The organism is Amycolatopsis sp. NPDC051371, from assembly GCF_040682155.1.
Lineage (GTDB): Bacteria > Actinomycetota > Actinomycetes > Mycobacteriales > Pseudonocardiaceae > Amycolatopsis.
Window position 1 is genome coordinate 154,134 of sequence record NZ_JBFBAG010000008.1, and the last position, 13,946, is coordinate 168,079.

General features: G+C 69.9%; 16 protein-coding genes. 10 read left to right on the top strand and 6 right to left on the bottom strand.

The genetic code is table 11. The features are described 5' to 3' along the window. Nucleotides 1-16 precede the first annotated feature (16 nt). From AB0M59_RS13085 to AB0M59_RS13095, 3 genes are read left to right on the top strand one after another with little or no spacing between them, the layout of a single operon-like run. Nucleotides 17-463, top strand: coding sequence for a hypothetical protein (locus AB0M59_RS13085; RefSeq protein ID WP_364613328.1), 447 nt, complete (start codon nucleotides 17-19; stop codon nucleotides 461-463). Nucleotides 464-467: 4 nt separating this feature from the next. Further along, nucleotides 468-1,049, top strand: coding sequence for a DUF3558 family protein (locus tag AB0M59_RS13090; RefSeq protein ID WP_364613331.1), 582 nt, complete (start codon nucleotides 468-470; stop codon nucleotides 1,047-1,049). A gap of 10 nt (nucleotides 1,050-1,059) precedes the next feature. Beyond that, nucleotides 1,060-2,547 carry a hypothetical protein gene (locus AB0M59_RS13095; protein ID WP_364613334.1) on the top strand — a complete coding sequence of 496 codons (1,488 nt, stop codon included), beginning with the start codon at nucleotides 1,060-1,062 and terminating at the stop codon, nucleotides 2,545-2,547. Nucleotides 2,548-2,735: 188 nt separating this feature from the next. On the opposite strand, the gene AB0M59_RS13100 is transcribed toward AB0M59_RS13095, so the two are convergent. Genes AB0M59_RS13100 through AB0M59_RS13110 form a run of 3 tightly spaced genes read right to left on the bottom strand, consistent with a single transcriptional unit; the run spans nucleotide 2,736 to nucleotide 5,410 of the window. Further along, complete coding sequence (locus tag AB0M59_RS13100) at nucleotides 2,736-3,644, bottom strand: glycosyltransferase family 2 protein (RefSeq protein ID WP_364613337.1); 909 nt, start codon at nucleotides 3,642-3,644, stop codon at nucleotides 2,736-2,738. Beyond that, nucleotides 3,644-4,459 (bottom strand): ABC transporter ATP-binding protein, encoded by an 816-nt coding sequence (locus AB0M59_RS13105; protein ID WP_364613340.1) that lies wholly within the window; start codon nucleotides 4,457-4,459, stop codon nucleotides 3,644-3,646. Before AB0M59_RS13105 ends, AB0M59_RS13100 begins: the two co-directional genes overlap by 1 nt. A 3-nt stretch (nucleotides 4,460-4,462) precedes the next feature. Beyond that, the gene (locus AB0M59_RS13110; RefSeq protein ID WP_364613343.1) at nucleotides 4,463-5,410 is read right to left on the bottom strand and encodes an ABC transporter permease; all 948 of its coding nucleotides are present in this window, start codon (nucleotides 5,408-5,410) and stop codon (nucleotides 4,463-4,465) included. A 144-nt stretch (nucleotides 5,411-5,554) separates the two neighbouring features. Between AB0M59_RS13110 and AB0M59_RS13115 the strand changes: the two genes are divergently transcribed. Genes AB0M59_RS13115 through pseI form a run of 4 tightly spaced genes read left to right on the top strand, consistent with a single transcriptional unit; the run spans nucleotide 5,555 to nucleotide 8,177 of the window. Next, a complete protein-coding gene (locus AB0M59_RS13115; RefSeq protein WP_364613576.1) occupies nucleotides 5,555-6,181 on the top strand; it encodes a glycosyltransferase family 29 protein in 627 nt (208 codons plus the stop codon). Between the two features lie 31 nt (nucleotides 6,182-6,212). Further along, a complete protein-coding gene (locus tag AB0M59_RS13120; RefSeq protein ID WP_364613346.1) occupies nucleotides 6,213-6,647 on the top strand; it encodes a hypothetical protein in 435 nt (144 codons plus the stop codon). A 1-nt stretch (nucleotide 6,648) separates the two neighbouring features. Further along, the gene (locus AB0M59_RS13125) at nucleotides 6,649-7,101 is read left to right on the top strand and encodes a GNAT family N-acetyltransferase (RefSeq protein WP_364613349.1); all 453 of its coding nucleotides are present in this window, start codon (nucleotides 6,649-6,651) and stop codon (nucleotides 7,099-7,101) included. A 26-nt stretch (nucleotides 7,102-7,127) separates the two neighbouring features. After that, complete coding sequence (gene pseI / locus AB0M59_RS13130; RefSeq protein WP_364613352.1) at nucleotides 7,128-8,177, top strand: pseudaminic acid synthase; 1,050 nt, start codon at nucleotides 7,128-7,130, stop codon at nucleotides 8,175-8,177. Here the strand turns inward: pseI and AB0M59_RS13135 are convergent. Beyond that, complete coding sequence (locus tag AB0M59_RS13135) at nucleotides 8,174-9,307, bottom strand: aminotransferase class I/II-fold pyridoxal phosphate-dependent enzyme (protein WP_364613355.1); 1,134 nt, start codon at nucleotides 9,305-9,307, stop codon at nucleotides 8,174-8,176. The genes pseI and AB0M59_RS13135 overlap by 4 nt on opposite strands. Continuing rightward, nucleotides 9,300-10,283 carry a UDP-N-acetylglucosamine 4,6-dehydratase (inverting) gene (gene pseB, locus AB0M59_RS13140; RefSeq protein ID WP_364613358.1) on the bottom strand — a complete coding sequence of 328 codons (984 nt, stop codon included), beginning with the start codon at nucleotides 10,281-10,283 and terminating at the stop codon, nucleotides 9,300-9,302. The genes AB0M59_RS13135 and pseB overlap by 8 nt, the downstream gene beginning before the upstream one ends. 41 nt (nucleotides 10,284-10,324) lie before the next feature. Between pseB and AB0M59_RS13145 the strand changes: the two genes are divergently transcribed. From AB0M59_RS13145 to AB0M59_RS13155, 3 genes are read left to right on the top strand one after another with little or no spacing between them, the layout of a single operon-like run. Further along, complete coding sequence (locus tag AB0M59_RS13145; protein ID WP_364613361.1) at nucleotides 10,325-11,071, top strand: glycosyltransferase family protein; 747 nt, start codon at nucleotides 10,325-10,327, stop codon at nucleotides 11,069-11,071. After that, a complete protein-coding gene (locus AB0M59_RS13150) occupies nucleotides 11,068-12,045 on the top strand; it encodes a spore coat protein (protein ID WP_364613364.1) in 978 nt (325 codons plus the stop codon). The genes AB0M59_RS13145 and AB0M59_RS13150 overlap by 4 nt, the downstream gene beginning before the upstream one ends. 3 nt (nucleotides 12,046-12,048) lie before the next feature. Then, complete coding sequence (locus tag AB0M59_RS13155; RefSeq protein ID WP_364613367.1) at nucleotides 12,049-13,191, top strand: epoxide hydrolase family protein; 1,143 nt, start codon at nucleotides 12,049-12,051, stop codon at nucleotides 13,189-13,191. A gap of 57 nt (nucleotides 13,192-13,248) precedes the next feature. Here AB0M59_RS13155 and AB0M59_RS13160 read toward each other — a convergent pair whose 3' ends face one another. Next, entirely contained in the window at nucleotides 13,249-13,815 is a 567-nt protein-coding gene (locus tag AB0M59_RS13160) for a bacterial proteasome activator family protein (protein WP_364613370.1), read from the bottom strand. Nucleotides 13,816-13,946 lie beyond the last annotated feature (131 nt).

The following is a 13,946-nucleotide window of genomic DNA, read 5'->3' on the forward strand; positions in this document are numbered from 1 at the left end:
ACGGGGTGGAACAGCGATGTTGATTGCCGATGGCGGTGGCGGCTCGATGTCGGACATCGTCAACCCGCTTTCATCCGCCGGCATGGGCGCTGCAGTCCAGGCCGTCACGGCCGAGACGCAGAAGCTGGTCGACGCGGCCAAGGGCGGCGGCTTCAAGATCACCCCGGAGGGTGTGAAGCCGCTCCGGGACGCGCTGACCGACCTGGTCAACGACCTCGCGAACCTGGGCTTCGACACGATGGCGCTGGACCAGGCCCCGAAGCTCGGCAACCACCCGTACGGGCACACCGTCGCTTCGCACGACCAGAAGAGCGCCTCGAAGGCCGAAGGCTCGGCCACCGAGGTCCTGGCAAAGCTCAGGCAGGTCGCGTCGCAGGCCGATGAAGCGCTCGCCAGGGCCGCCGGCTTGTACGAGGGAACCGAGAACGACGCTTTTGCCGCACTCCAGACCAAGCAGGCCTGAGGTAATGACCAAACTCCTCCTCCGAGTCGTACTTCCGCTCCTCGCCGGCGGAGCCCTGCTGACCGGGTGCACCAGCACCGAAGGCGGCACGGCGTCGCCCGCGCAGTCGCCTTCGGCCAGTGAGCCCAGCGCGCCGGAGACGTCTTCGTCGTCCACGGGCGGCGGGGGCACCCAGTCGATCGCCGATGCCTGCTCGCTCATCGAGCCGAGCGACCTCAGCAGCTACGGCGAGTTCAACCCGCCGCAGAGCCAGACGATCGCCGGCGCGCGCAGCTGCAAGTACCAGAAGAAGATCGCCTCGGCGAGCGACAAGTCCATGGTGATCGGCGCCAACGTCCGCGACACCTCGTCGGTCGCGCAGGTGAACGACACGGGCGGCGGGGTCGTCGACAAGGACATCAACGGGCGGCAGGCGAAGGAAGCGCCCGGCGGCGGCTCGGTCGACGGGTGCACGCTCGCGCTGCCGGTGGGCGATTCGTCGCGGGTCGACGTAGCGGTGATCGGCGTCGGCTCGGCGGACGAGGCTTGCCAGATCGCCGAAGCGGTGGCCAAGGCCGCTGTCGAACCGCGGCTGCCGAAGGGATAGGGGAACCCAGATGACGACGCGACAGGGTCCGCCGCCGAAGACCGCGGACAAGACGCCCCAAGAAGTCCAGGACATGGCGCCCGCCGAGCGCGACGCCTACCTGCAGCAGAAGGCCGACGAAGGTGTCGACCCGGGCAACTGGCTCTTCGGACCGCTCCAGCAGTGGGTGGCTCAGCAGAAGGCCAAGAACCAGTCCCAGGAGCTCGGCGACAAGAACGTCGCCGACGCCACCAAGGGGCGCGACGTCGAGTACGTGCAGGGCCTGAACGCGCCGAACGCGGACTACAAGGGCAACGACCACACCCAGCTCAAGGCGTACCTGGACAGCAACCTCGATGTCGAGCAGGTGTCCGAGGTCTCGACGGCCTACCACAAGGTCCACCAGATCTTCGACAAGTTCGCGACGTCGATGAACACCGCCGTGAACTCGTCCAAGGGCACTTGGGAAGGCACCGCGGCGACCAACGCGCAGCAGTACTTCACCAGCCTCGGCACGTGGTCCGACGCGAACTCGCAGAACGCGAAGCTCGCCTCGGAGACCATCTACGACCAGGGCCAAGCGGCCTCGACGGCGAAGAACTCCATGCCCGCCCCGATTCCGTTCTCCTGGGGCGACGAGTTCAAGTCCTGGGCGACGTCGAACCCGTTCAGCCTGCCGGACAACGTCGACAAGTCACTCCAGAAGCAGAAGGACAGCCAGGCGGCGCACGACGAGGCCGCCGGTGTCATGTCGACCTACGACAAGAACCTTTACCAGGCCGCGTCGAAGCAGCCCGCCTTCGCGCCGCCGCCCAGTTTCAGCACCGGCGGGGGCACCGGTGACCCCAACGGGACCGGGGACAAGAACGGCATCAACACCCCGTCCAGTGTGGACATGCCGGGCTCCGGCTCGGGGAACCCGCCGGGCGGCAGCAACAACTTCACCACCGGCAACGTCCCCGGCGCCAACATCACGCCGCACATCTCCGGGCCCGGCTCGACCACCGGCGCGGGCCTGATCCCCGCCGGCACCACCACGCCGTCCGGCTTCACGCCGGGTTCGATTCCGGGTGGGTCGACGCCGAACCCGAACCAGTCGTTCGGGGGCATGCCGCCGATGAGTCCCATGCCCATGGGCGGTGGCATGAACTTCGGCGGCGACGAGGCCTACAACTCCAAGGTCGGCGGCGGCGCCGGACGCGGAGGCGGCGGTGGCTTCGGTCCCGGCGGCTCGGGCGGTGCCGGCAGCTCGACGGGCGCGGGTGCCGCGTCGGGTGCGGCCCGGCCGGGTGGCATCGGCGCGGCCGAAGCGGCCGCGGGACGTGGGATGGGCGGCCTCGGCTCGGGTGGCGCGGGCGGCCGCGGCAGCGGCATGGGTGGCGGCGGCATGGGCCGCGGCCAGAAGGGCGAGGGCGACGAGGACACGGAGCACTCGCGCCCGACTTACCTCGTCGAGGGTGACCCCGACGAGGTCTTCGGCACCGACCTGCGCACCGCGCCGCCGGTCATCGGCGAATAACGGACAAATGCGAAACAGCCTCGGGCGACCGGGGCCGTTTCGCATTTGAGCTCGTCGCGGAACCACCAGGCGGAACAGTTCCGGGTCGGGGAACTGTCCGAAGTGGACTATCGGGGGTGGACCGTGCCGGGCGCCGAGATCACCGACGTCCGGACCGAAGCCGTCCCCGTTCCGCTCGAAGGGCAGTTTCAGTAGCGGTAGAACTTCTCCGCCCGGCCCTGCCGCACCAGCTTCAGCCACTGCAGGAACGCCTTCGGATCACGCTTCACGCCCACGAAGTACAGGCCGAACCGGACGATCTCCAGCGCACCGATCTTGCGCATTCCCGGCTGGGACAACAGGTAGCCGCGGTTGCGGTACGTGTAGTACCGCTTGACCTCGTTCTCCGGGTCCTGCGCGTGGAACTTGCCGCCCAGCATCGGCTTGAACTCGTCCGAGCCGTCCGGGTGCAGGTACTTCGTCTTCAGCGACGTCCCGAACGGCAGGCCCGACCGCACCAGCCGGCGGTGCAGCTCGACCTCGTCGCCGCGGAAGAACAGGCGCAGGTCCGGCACGCCGACGACGTCCAAAGTGGACGCGCGGAACAGCGCGCCGTTCATCAGCGACGCGATGCCCGGCAGGAAGTCGACGCCCAGCTCGGACTGCGACCGCTTCCACGTCAGGCCGCGGCGGAGCGGGAACGCCAGCTTCTCCGGGGCGTCGATGTTGGACACCACCGGCGAAATCTCCGCCAGGTTCCGCTTCTCCGCCTCTGCCAGCAGGATCGCCAGCACGTTCTCGTCGGCCGGGCGCCCGTCGTCGTCGGCCAGCCAGACCCAGTCCGCGCCCATCGACAGCGCGTGCAGCATGCCGAGCGCGAACCCGCCCGCGCCACCGAGGTTGCGGTGTGAAGGCAGGTAGGTGTGCGGCAGCGGGTAGTTCTCGACGACTTCACGGGCCGAGTCGTCCGGCCCGTTGTCGACCACGACGAGGTGGTCGACCGGCCGGGTCTGGGCCGCGATGATCTTCAGCGAGTCCGCGAGCAGTTCGCGCCGGTGCCGCGTGACGACCACGCCGACGACCGCGCCGTCGGGCAGCTGCCGGGTCTCGCTGGCCATCATTCCCCGCCGTTCGTCGTCGCCACCGGCTCGATGCCGAAGCGCTCCAGGGTTTCCTTGCTCATGTTTTCGAAGGGGTCGCGGCCCTTGTACGACGTCAGGACGTCCCGCAGCGAACCCTGCTGCTTCAGGTGACCTTCGTCCATCCAGATGGCCGAGTCGCACAGCTCGAAGAGGAACTCGTCCGAGTGGCTGGCGAACACCAGGATGCCGGAGCGCTTGACCAGGTCCTTGAGACGGTCGCGCGCCTTGTTGAGGAACGCCGCGTCGACCGCGCCGATGCCCTCGTCGAGGATCAGGATCTCCGGGTCGATCGAGGTGACGACGCCCAGCGCGAGCCGCACGCGCATGCCCGTGGAGTACGTCCGCAGCGGCATCTGCAGGTAGTCGCCGAGCTCGGTGAACTCCGCGATGTCGTCGACCCGCTTCTCCATCTCCTTGGCCGTCATGCCGAGGAAGAGGCCGCGGATGATGATGTTCTCTTCGCCGGAGATCTCCGGGTCCATGCCGATGCCGAGGTCGAAGACCGGGGCGATCTTGCCCTGGATCCGCGACGAGCCGCGGGTCGGCTCGTAGATGCCCGCGAGCAGCCGCAGCAGCGTGGACTTGCCGGCGCCGTTGTGGCCGACCAGGCCGACCCGGTCGCCCTCGCGCAGGTTCAGGGTCACGTCGTGCAGGGCTTCGATGATCGGCACCTTGGATTCGGTGCCGATCTTGCCGCCGACCTTGCCCAGGACGCGCTTCTTCATCGACCGCGTCTTCGCGTCGAAGATCGGGAAGTCGACGAACGCGTTGTGAACGTCAATGGAAACCATGTGTCACACCCAATAGGAGACGCGGGCACGGTAATTGCGCATCGCGACGAGCGCGAGCGCCCACCCGACGACGGTGATGCAGCCGACCACGATCCAGTTCTCCGCGGAGAAGTCCTGGCCCAGCAGCGGCGCGCGGACCACCTGCATGAAGTGGTACAGCGGGTTCGCCTTGACGATCGGCAGGATCCACGAGATCTCCGAGCGCTGCCCGCCGGCCAGCAGCTGGTCCACCGGCCAGACGATCGGGGTGCCGTAGAACAGCAGCTGGATCAGCGAGTTGACCACCTGCGGGATGTCGCGGAACCGGGTCGAGATGATGCCGAACAGCAGCGTCACCCAAGCGGCGTTGATCGCCAGCAGGAGGAAGCCGGGGATGGCGAGCAGGATGGTCCAGCTGAGACCCGGGTGGCAGATGCCGCCCGGCTGGCACGCGCCGTTGCTCACGGAGTACGGGTTGCTGAGTGCGCTGAAGAAGATCACCAGCACGACGACGTAGACGATCATGTTGTGCGCCAGCAGCAGCGTCTGGCGCCAGACCGTCCGCAGCATGTACACGCTCAACGGCGCCGGGAGCTGCTTGATCATCCCCTCGTTGGCGATGAACGTCTCCATGCCCTCGGACAGGCAGCCGCTGATGAAGCCCCAGATGATGAAGCCGGTGGAGATGTAGGGCAGGAACACCTCGACGGGCACCTTGAACAGCTGCGAGTACAGCAGCCCGAGCCCGAGCGCGATGACCGCCTGGCTGATGGTGATCCAGAAGGGCCCGATCACCGAGCGGCGGTACCGCTGCTTGATGTCCTGCCAGCCGAGGTGACCCCACAGCTCGCGAGCGGAGAAACCGGCCTTGATGTCGGCGAAGGCACGCGCGAACGTCTTGCTGTCCGACATCGGGGGTGCCGACGTCGCTACGGGTGAGTCCGCGGCCTGAACCGTGCTGGTGGCATGCACGTGGACGAGGGTACCGATGGGATGAGCGGCGTCCGGGCCACCCCGCCCGTGTGGTAGAGGTTAGGGACCGCTACGCGGTGGGGTGTGTCCTGCGTGCTGGTACTTTCTCGGCTTATGACTGCTGCTCTCGGCGCGGCGAGCTTGATGGTCAACCTGCTCGCGGCCTACGCCGACCGGCCCGACCCGCGTTCGGTGGCCGTCGTCGGAAACCAGCCGCTCCCGCCCGACCCCCAGCGGGCGAAGGCGATCGACGCGTGCGACCTCGTGATCCGCGTGAACGGCTTCGTCGTCGACAAGCCGGGCGAGGAGGTCGTCGGCTCCCGGACCCACGTCGTGGTGTTCAACCGGGCGATCCGGGCCACCCCGTACGTCTTCCAGGACTACCGGAAGCGGCTCTACCTGCTGGTCGAGCCCGGCCGGATGCACTGGGAGCCGGAGGACGTGCCGGGCTGGTGGCCCCCCGACCTCGGTGCGGTCCCGGTGTCGAACCGCGAGGTCGTGCTGCCGCTGTCGGACGCCCTGGGCCTGCCGACGCGCGACGAGCCGACGTGGTCGACCACCGGCACGCTGGCCGCCTGGATCGCGCGGACGTCGTTCCCGACCGCCCAGCTCGTGCTCTCCGGGTTCTCGTTCATCGACAACCCGGACCAGACCTCGTGGGAGCACGCCGCCGGCGACTCCTGCATCGTCGGGCCGGAGCACCAGATCGCCGCCGAAGGGCGGCTGCTGGACTCCTGGACCAAGACCGGTGACACCACCCTCCTGCGCTAGACGCGCGTCCCCACCCACGTAAGGAACTCCCATGGCAGTGCAGAAACTGGGCAGAGGCCTGCTCGAACGGATCGTCCGGGTCGTCGACTTCCGCGTGGACGAGCGCACCCGCGGCCTGGCCGAGCGCGTCAACAACCTCGAGCACGCCACCGCCGACCACCGGCGCCGGCTGGACAACGCCGAGCACAACCTCGAGCAGGCCCGCGGTGACCTGCGCTGGGCCCGCGCCGAGCTCGACCGGCTGATCCCGCACGTGGCCGCGCAGGAAGGCCGGCTGGAGACGCTGCGCGAGTCGATGTCGCTGGTGCCCAACACCGATGCTCCGCAGATCGCCGAGGCCCGCACGCTGATCGAGGAGATCCAGCGCCAGCACGCCCAGATCCGCGTCCGGCTGGCCGGCATCTCCCGCTACGAGGACCGGCTGCGGCGGCTCGAGGGCCGGGTCGAAGAGCCCGTCAGCCAGTAGCTTGCGCGCCCGGGAAGCCACCGAAGCGGACGCCGAGCTGCTGCTGGGCTGGCGCAACGACCCCCGGACGCGGCAGTCGTCGCGGTCGACGGCGGTGGTCTCCCTGGACGAGCACCTCGCGTGGCTGCGCGGGGTGCTCGCGGACCCGGAGCGGTTCCTGCTCGTCGTCGAGCACGAGGAGGCACCGGCCGGCACCGTCCGGTTCGACCGCCGGGACGGCGACGGCTGGGAGGTCAGCATCACCCTCGCGCCGGAGCGGCGTGGCCGTGGCCTGTCCGGCGCGGTGCTCGCCGAGGGGGAGCGGGCCGCCCGGGAGCGGCTCGGCGTCCGGGTCGTGCTGGCCGCCGTCCACCAGGACAACACCGCTTCGGCGAAGCTGTTCGAGCACGCCGGGTATGCCGAAGCCGCGCCTGCCGTCAGCGGCTTCCGGCAGCTGCGCAAGACTCTGAGCTGACCCGCAGTCCACCCCGGGGAGGCACCATGCACGACATCCGGTTCGGCGCGCACTCGATCGGCCCCGGCCACCCGCCGTTCGTCATTGCCGAGATGTCCGGCAACCACAACGGCGACCTCGACCGGGCGCTGGCCATCATCGACGCCATCGCGGAGACCGGCGCGCAGGCGGTCAAGCTGCAGACCTACCGCCCGGACACGATCACCATCGACGTCGACACCCCGGCGTTCCGGATCGGTGACTCGCATTCCCTGTGGGGCGGCGAAAACCTGTACAAACTGTACGAAAAGGCCCACACGCCCTGGGACTGGCACGCGCCGCTCTTCGAACGCGCTCGTGCGCGCGGCCTGGAGATCTTCTCCAGTCCCTTCGACCCGACCGCGGTCGAGCTGCTGGAGTCCCTCGACGCGCCGGCGTACAAGATCGCCTCGTCCGAGATCGTCGACCTGCCGCTGGTCGAGCTGTGCGCTCGCACGGGGAAGCCGCTGGTCATCTCCACCGGCATGGCGAACGTCGCCGAGATCGACGCCGCGGTGCGCACCGCGCGTGAGGCGGGCAACGACCAGCTCATCGTGCTCGGCTGCACGGCGAGCTACCCGGCGTCGCCGTCCGAGAGCAACCTGCGCGGGCTGCCGCTGCTGGCCGGCCTGACGCAGACGCTGGTGGGCCTGTCCGACCACACGCCGGGCATCGGGGCGCCGGTCGCGGCCGTCGCGCTCGGCGCGGTGGCCATCGAGAAGCACGTCACGCTGGCCCGGGCCGACGGCGGTGTCGACTCGGAGTTCTCGCTGGAGCCGTCGGAGCTGGCCGCGCTGGTCACCGAGACGCACCGGGCCTGGGAAGCGCTGGGTCAGGCGGTGCTGGGCCCGCGCGAAAGCGAGAAGGAGGGCCTGCGGCTGCGCCGGTCCCTCTACGTCGTCGAGGACGTGCGTGCGGGCGACGAGGTGACGCCGGCGAACGTCCGGTCGATCCGGCCCGCCGGCGGCCTGGCCCCCGGCGAGATCACGGCCGTGGTGGGGCGCACCTTCCGCGTCGACGCCGCGAAGGGCACGCCCCTGACCTGGGACCTGATCTAGCCGAAGAACGCGCGCACGGCGTCGACGACGCGGTCGACGTCGGCGTCCGTCAGCGACGGGAACAGCGGCAGCGAGAGCTCCTGCTCGTAGTACGCCTCGGCGTTCGGGCAGAGCCCGCGCCGGTAGCCGAGGTCCTCGAAGACGGGGTGCCAGTAGGCCGGGATGTAGTTCACCTGGACGCCGATCCCGACGCCGCGCAGGTGCTCGAACAGCGCCTTGCGGCGGCCTTCGAGGACCCGCAGCGGGTAGAGGTGCCACACGGGGTCGGCGCCCGGGCGGCTCGGCGGCGTCGCCACGCCGTCGACGTCGGCCAGCGCCGCGCTGTAGCGGGCGTGGATCTCGGCGCGGCGCTTCTTGAACTCCCCGAGCCGCGTGAGCTGGCTGCTGCCGAGCGCGCAGAGGACGTCCGGCAGGCGGTAGTTCAGGCCGAACTCGTGCACCTCCTGGTGCCAGCCGCCCTCGTCCGGGTAGCGCTGCTCGGCGCGGTCGCGGACCAGGCCGTGGTTGCGGAACTTCCGCGCCCGGTCGAGCAGGCCCGCGTCCGGCGTGACGACGGCGCCGCCCTCGGCCGTCGTGAGGTTCTTCGTCGGGAAGAACGAGAACGTCGTCAGATCGGCGATCGAGCCCACCGGGCGGCCCTGCCAGGAACCGCCGACGGAGTGCGCCGCGTCCTCCAAAAGCAGCGCGCCGGCGTCGTGGGCGGTTTTGGCGAGCGCGTCCAGCTCGGCCGGGTGGCCGGCGTAGTCGACGGCGGCGACGACCTTCGTGCGCTCGGTCACCGCGGCCGCGGCAGCCTCGACCGAAAGGTTCCCGGTGTCCGCTTCGACGTCGGCGAAGACCACCTTCGCACCGTGCAGCGCGGCGGTCGCGGCGGTGGCGACGAACGTCATCGGCGAGGCGACGACCTCATCACCGGCCTTGATGCCGGCCGCCGCGTAGGCGACGTGCAGGGCCGCGGTGCCCGAGGTGACGGCCACCGCGGGCGTACCGCCGGTGTGCGCCGCGAGGTCGTTCTCGAACTGCTGGACCGCGGGGCCGGTCGTCAGCCAGTCGCCGCGCAGCACGTCGACGACGGCCTGGATGTCGTCTTCGCTGATCGACTGGCGGCCGTACGGGAGGAAATCAGGCATGCTGCTCGACCAGTTCGCGCAGCTCTTCGCCGTCCAGCCAGAGGTCGTTCGTGTCCGAGCGGTAGGCGAAACCCTCCGGCATCGGCGTGCCGTCCGCCGGCGGCTGGAAGCCCCAGCCCGCGAGGTGCGGCTGGACGACGTAGCGGTCCTTGAGCTGGACCGTCCGGCGCGCGTCGTCGGGGGCGATCATCTCTTCGTGCAGCTTCTCGCCCGGGCGGATGCCGACCTCGTGCATCTCGCTGCCCGGCGCGATCGCCTGGGCCAGGTCGACCAGCCGCATGCTCGGGATCCGCGGCACGTACAGCTCGCCGCCGTGCATCTGGTCGAACGAGTCGACGACGAACCGCACGGCCTGGGGGAGCGTGATCCAGAACCGGGTCATGTCCTTGTGCGTGATCGGCAGCGACTCGCCCTTTTCGGCCAGCTTGCGGAAGAACGGGATGACGCTGCCGCGCGAGCCCATCACGTTGCCGTAGCGGACCACGGAGAAGCGCGTCACGTGCGCGGCGGCGTAATGGTTGCCGCTGATGAACATCCGGTCGGCGCACAGCTTGGTGGCGCCGTAGAGGTTGATCGGGCTGGACGCCTTGTCCGTCGACAGCGCGACGACCTTCTTGACGCCGGTGTCGATCGCGGCCTCGATCACGTTCTGCGAGCCCATGACGTTGGTCTGGACGAATTCGAACGGGTTGTACTCACCGGTGTCGACCTGCTTGAGCGCGGCGGCGTGCACGACGTAGTCGACGCCGTGCATGGCGCGCTCGAGCCGGCGCCGATCGCGGATGTCGCCGATGAACCAGCGCAGGCGCGGATCGTCGTTGAACAACTGCCGGGCTTCGTACTGCTTCAGCTCGTCGCGGGAGAGCACGACCAGCCGGCTCGGGTTCAGTTCGGCGAGCGCGTGCGCGATGAACGCCTTGCCGAAGGAACCGGTCCCGCCGGTGAGCAGGATGCTGGAGCCATCCAGCTCGGACATCGTTGACCTCCGCGTTTCGGTGACTGTGGCCGTCGGCCATCATGTCACCCATGCGTGCAGCACCCGTGGTCAACGCCGTCATCCAGGCCCGGTCGACGTCGACCAGGCTCCCCGGCAAGGTGCTGCGCCCGCTCGGCGGCCGCAGCGTGCTGGGCTGGGTCGTCCGGGCCGCGGCGGCCGCACCCGGGGTCGACCAGGTGGTGGTCGCGACGTCTTCGGACACTTCGGACGACGACGTCGCGGCGGAGGCGGCCCGCTGCGGAGCCGCGGTGGTCCGGGGTCCCCTCGACGACGTGCTCGGCCGGTTCGCGGTGGCGCTGCGCGAGCACCCCGCCGACGCCGTGATCAGGCTCACCGCCGACTGCCCGCTGCTGGACCCGTCGCTGATCGGCCAGCTCGCGGCGCTGTGGCGGGCCCAGCCGTCGCTGGACTACGTGAGCACGACGCTGGTCCGGACGCTGCCGCGCGGGTTCGACGCCGAGCTGGTGCGGGCCGCTGTGCTGGCCGAACAGGTCTCGACGGCTGTCGGCGCGCACCGCGAGCACGTCACGTCCGGCGTGTACTCGCAGCCTTCGCGCTACTCGTGCGCCGGAGTCGTGGTGAGTCCGGCGGCCGACGACCTGCGCGTGACGCTCGACACCGTGGAGGACTGGGAACTGCTTTCCGCTGTGGTGAGCGAACTCGGCGACGGCGTCGGCGACTGGCGGGCCGTGGTCGCCCTGTTGCGGTCGCGGCCGGACCTGGTGGCGCTGAACGCGCACGTCGAGCAGAAGAAGGTCGGTTCGTGAGGCTGCTCCTGCGCGCGGACGCGTCGGCGTCGATCGGCGCCGGGCACATCTCGCGGGCGGTCGCCTACGCCGAGCGGGCGGTGGCGCGGGGCTGGCAGGTGGCGTTCTCGGGCCGCGTCGAAAACGCGGAGTGGCTCGCTTCGCGCTTCGACGAGCTGGGCGTCGCGCGGGAGTCTTTCGACGCGACCGGGTTCGACGCGGTGATCGTCGATCACTACAGCCTCGGTGACCTGCGCAAAGAGATCAACGCGGCCGGTGCGCTGCTCGTCTCGATCGAGGACGACGTGTTCGGGCGCCGACCGTCGGACATCGTCGTGGACTCGGGCTTCGCGCCCTCGGCCCGTCCTGACGACGGCTCGGACGTCTTGCTGCGGGGGATCGCGTACGCGCCGCTTCGGGACGCCGTGCGGTCGACGCGCCGGGTGCCGTCCGGGCCGCCGATGCGCGTGACGGTCGCCCTGGGCAGCGGCAGCCAGTGGGCGCCGACGGTCGAGTTGCTGCTTCGCGCGCTTCGCGACACGGAACTGCCCTTCGCGGCGGACGTGCTGGTGCGCGGCGAACACACGTTGCCCGACTTGATGCCGGGCCAGTCGATCCGGTTCGCGGCGCCGAGCCCCGCGCTGCTGGAGCTGTTCGCGACGACCGACATCGCGGTGAGCGCGGCCGGGGTGACGTTCGTGGAGCTGTGCTGCCTCGGCGTCCCGACGGCGGCGGTGCGGCTGGTGGACAACCAGGAAGCGGGCTACCGGGCCGCTTTGGAGCTGGGCCTGACGGCGGGCCTCGGCCCCGCGGAGTCCCTGTCGGAGCGGCTGCCGTCGGTGACGGCGGTCTTGCGGTCGCTGTTGTCCGACCCGGCGCTTCGGCGGCGGTTGTCGGCAGCCGCGTCATCCACAGTGGACGGTCTCGGGGTGGATCGAGTGCTGGATCAAATCGAATCGAGGACTGGATCTGTCCGCGATGCTTCCTATCGTTGAGGCATGACTTCAGAGATCACGCCGTTCCGCGTCGACGTCCCGCAGGCCGCCCTCGACGACCTCCGCGCGCGCCTGGCGAACACGCGCTGGCCGGACCAGCCCGCCGATGCCGGCTGGCGGCTCGGTGCGCCGGTGGACTATGTGCGTGAGCTGGCCGAATACTGGCGGACGGGCTTCGACTGGCGGGCGCAGGAGGAGCGGATCAACGGCTTCCCGCAGTTCATGACGACGATCGACGGCACGAAGGTGCATTTCCTGCACGTGGTCTCCCCGGAGCCGTCCGCGACGCCGGTGCTGCTGACGCACGGCTGGCCGGGCTCGATCGTCGAGTTCCTGGACATCATCGGGCCACTGACGGACCCGCGTGCGTACGGCGGCGACCCCGCTTCGGCGCTGACGGTCGTGGTCCCGTCGATCCCGGGCTACGGCTTCTCGGGCCCGACGCCGACGACGGACTGGAGCCCGGAGCGGATCGCGCGGGCGTTCGCCTCGCTGATGACCACCTTGGGATACGAGCGGTTCGGCGCCCACGGCGGCGACTGGGGCGCGATCATCTCGCGCGAGCTGGCGATCCAGTTCCCGTCGCGGGTCTTGGGGATCCACGTGACGATGCTGGCGTCGGCGGTGGCGCGGACGCCGGCGGACCTCGAAGGCCTGCCGGACCAGGAACTCGGCCGGCGGTCCCTGGAGAAGGGGCAGGCGTTTTCGGCGTCCGGCACGGGCTACGCGATCCTCCAGTCGACCAAGCCGCAAACGCTTGCTTACGGTCTGCACGACTCGCCGGCGGGGCAGCTGGCGTGGATCGCTGAGAAGTTCCGTTCGTTTTCGAACACGTCGGTGGATCTGATCGACCGCGACGACCTGTTGGCGGACGTGTCGATCTACTGGTTCACGGAGACGGCCAACTCCTCGGCGCGGCTGTACGCGGCGTTGACCGGAGGCTGGGGAGCACCGCCGGCGTCGAACACGGTTCCGACGGGAGTGGCGGTCTTCCCGGGCGACATCGGCCTGCCGATCCGTGCGCTGGCGGAGCGTACGGACAAGATCGTCCACTGGACGGAGTTCCCGCGCGGAGGCCACTTCCCGGCGTTGGAGGAGCCGGACGCGCTGATCGGCGACATCCGCGCGTTCTTCAGCAGCCTGTAGTTATCCACAGGGGTTGTCCACATCCCCTTCGGTCTGTGGACAACCCCGGGACAACTGTCAGAGGTACTGGCCCGTTCCCGAGATCCCGGGCCCGTGCGGCTCATGGCCCCCACCGGCGGCCGAAGGTCCGGCCGGCAACCCGCGCCGCATCTGCTCCAGCTGCACGCGGGCCGCCATCTGCTGCGCGAACAGGGCCGTCTGAATCCCGCTGAACAACCCCTCCAGCCACCCGACCAGCTGAGCCTGCGCGATCCGCAGCTCGGCGTCCGAAGGCGTCGAGTCGTCCGTGAACGGGCGGACCAAGCGCTCCAGCTCGTCCTGGAGCTCCGGCGCCAGCGAAGCGGCCAGCTCCTTCACCGAGGTCTGGTGGATCTCGCGCACCCGCGTGCGGGACGCGTCGTCCAGCGGGGCCGCGCGGACCTCCTCCAGCAGCTGCTTGATCATCGTGCCGATCCGCATCACCTTGGCCGGCTCTTCGATGAGGTCGCCCACCGCCTCGGCGTGCTCCGCACCGTCAAGCGGTGAGCCGTCCGCGTCGACTACCACCACGTGGGGTGAAGATTCGTGGTCGGTGTCACCCGCTGTACCCGATTTCCGGAAGTTCGGCTCGGTCATGTGCTCCATCCTGGCTCGCGTTCGCCACGCTCCGCGACACGCGCGGGGTGTCCGTCTCCGAGCGTAGCGGCTACCGGGGTTCCCGGTGGCTCTCCACCCAACCCCGGACGCACGGCGAAACCGCACGTCCGTACGGTGTC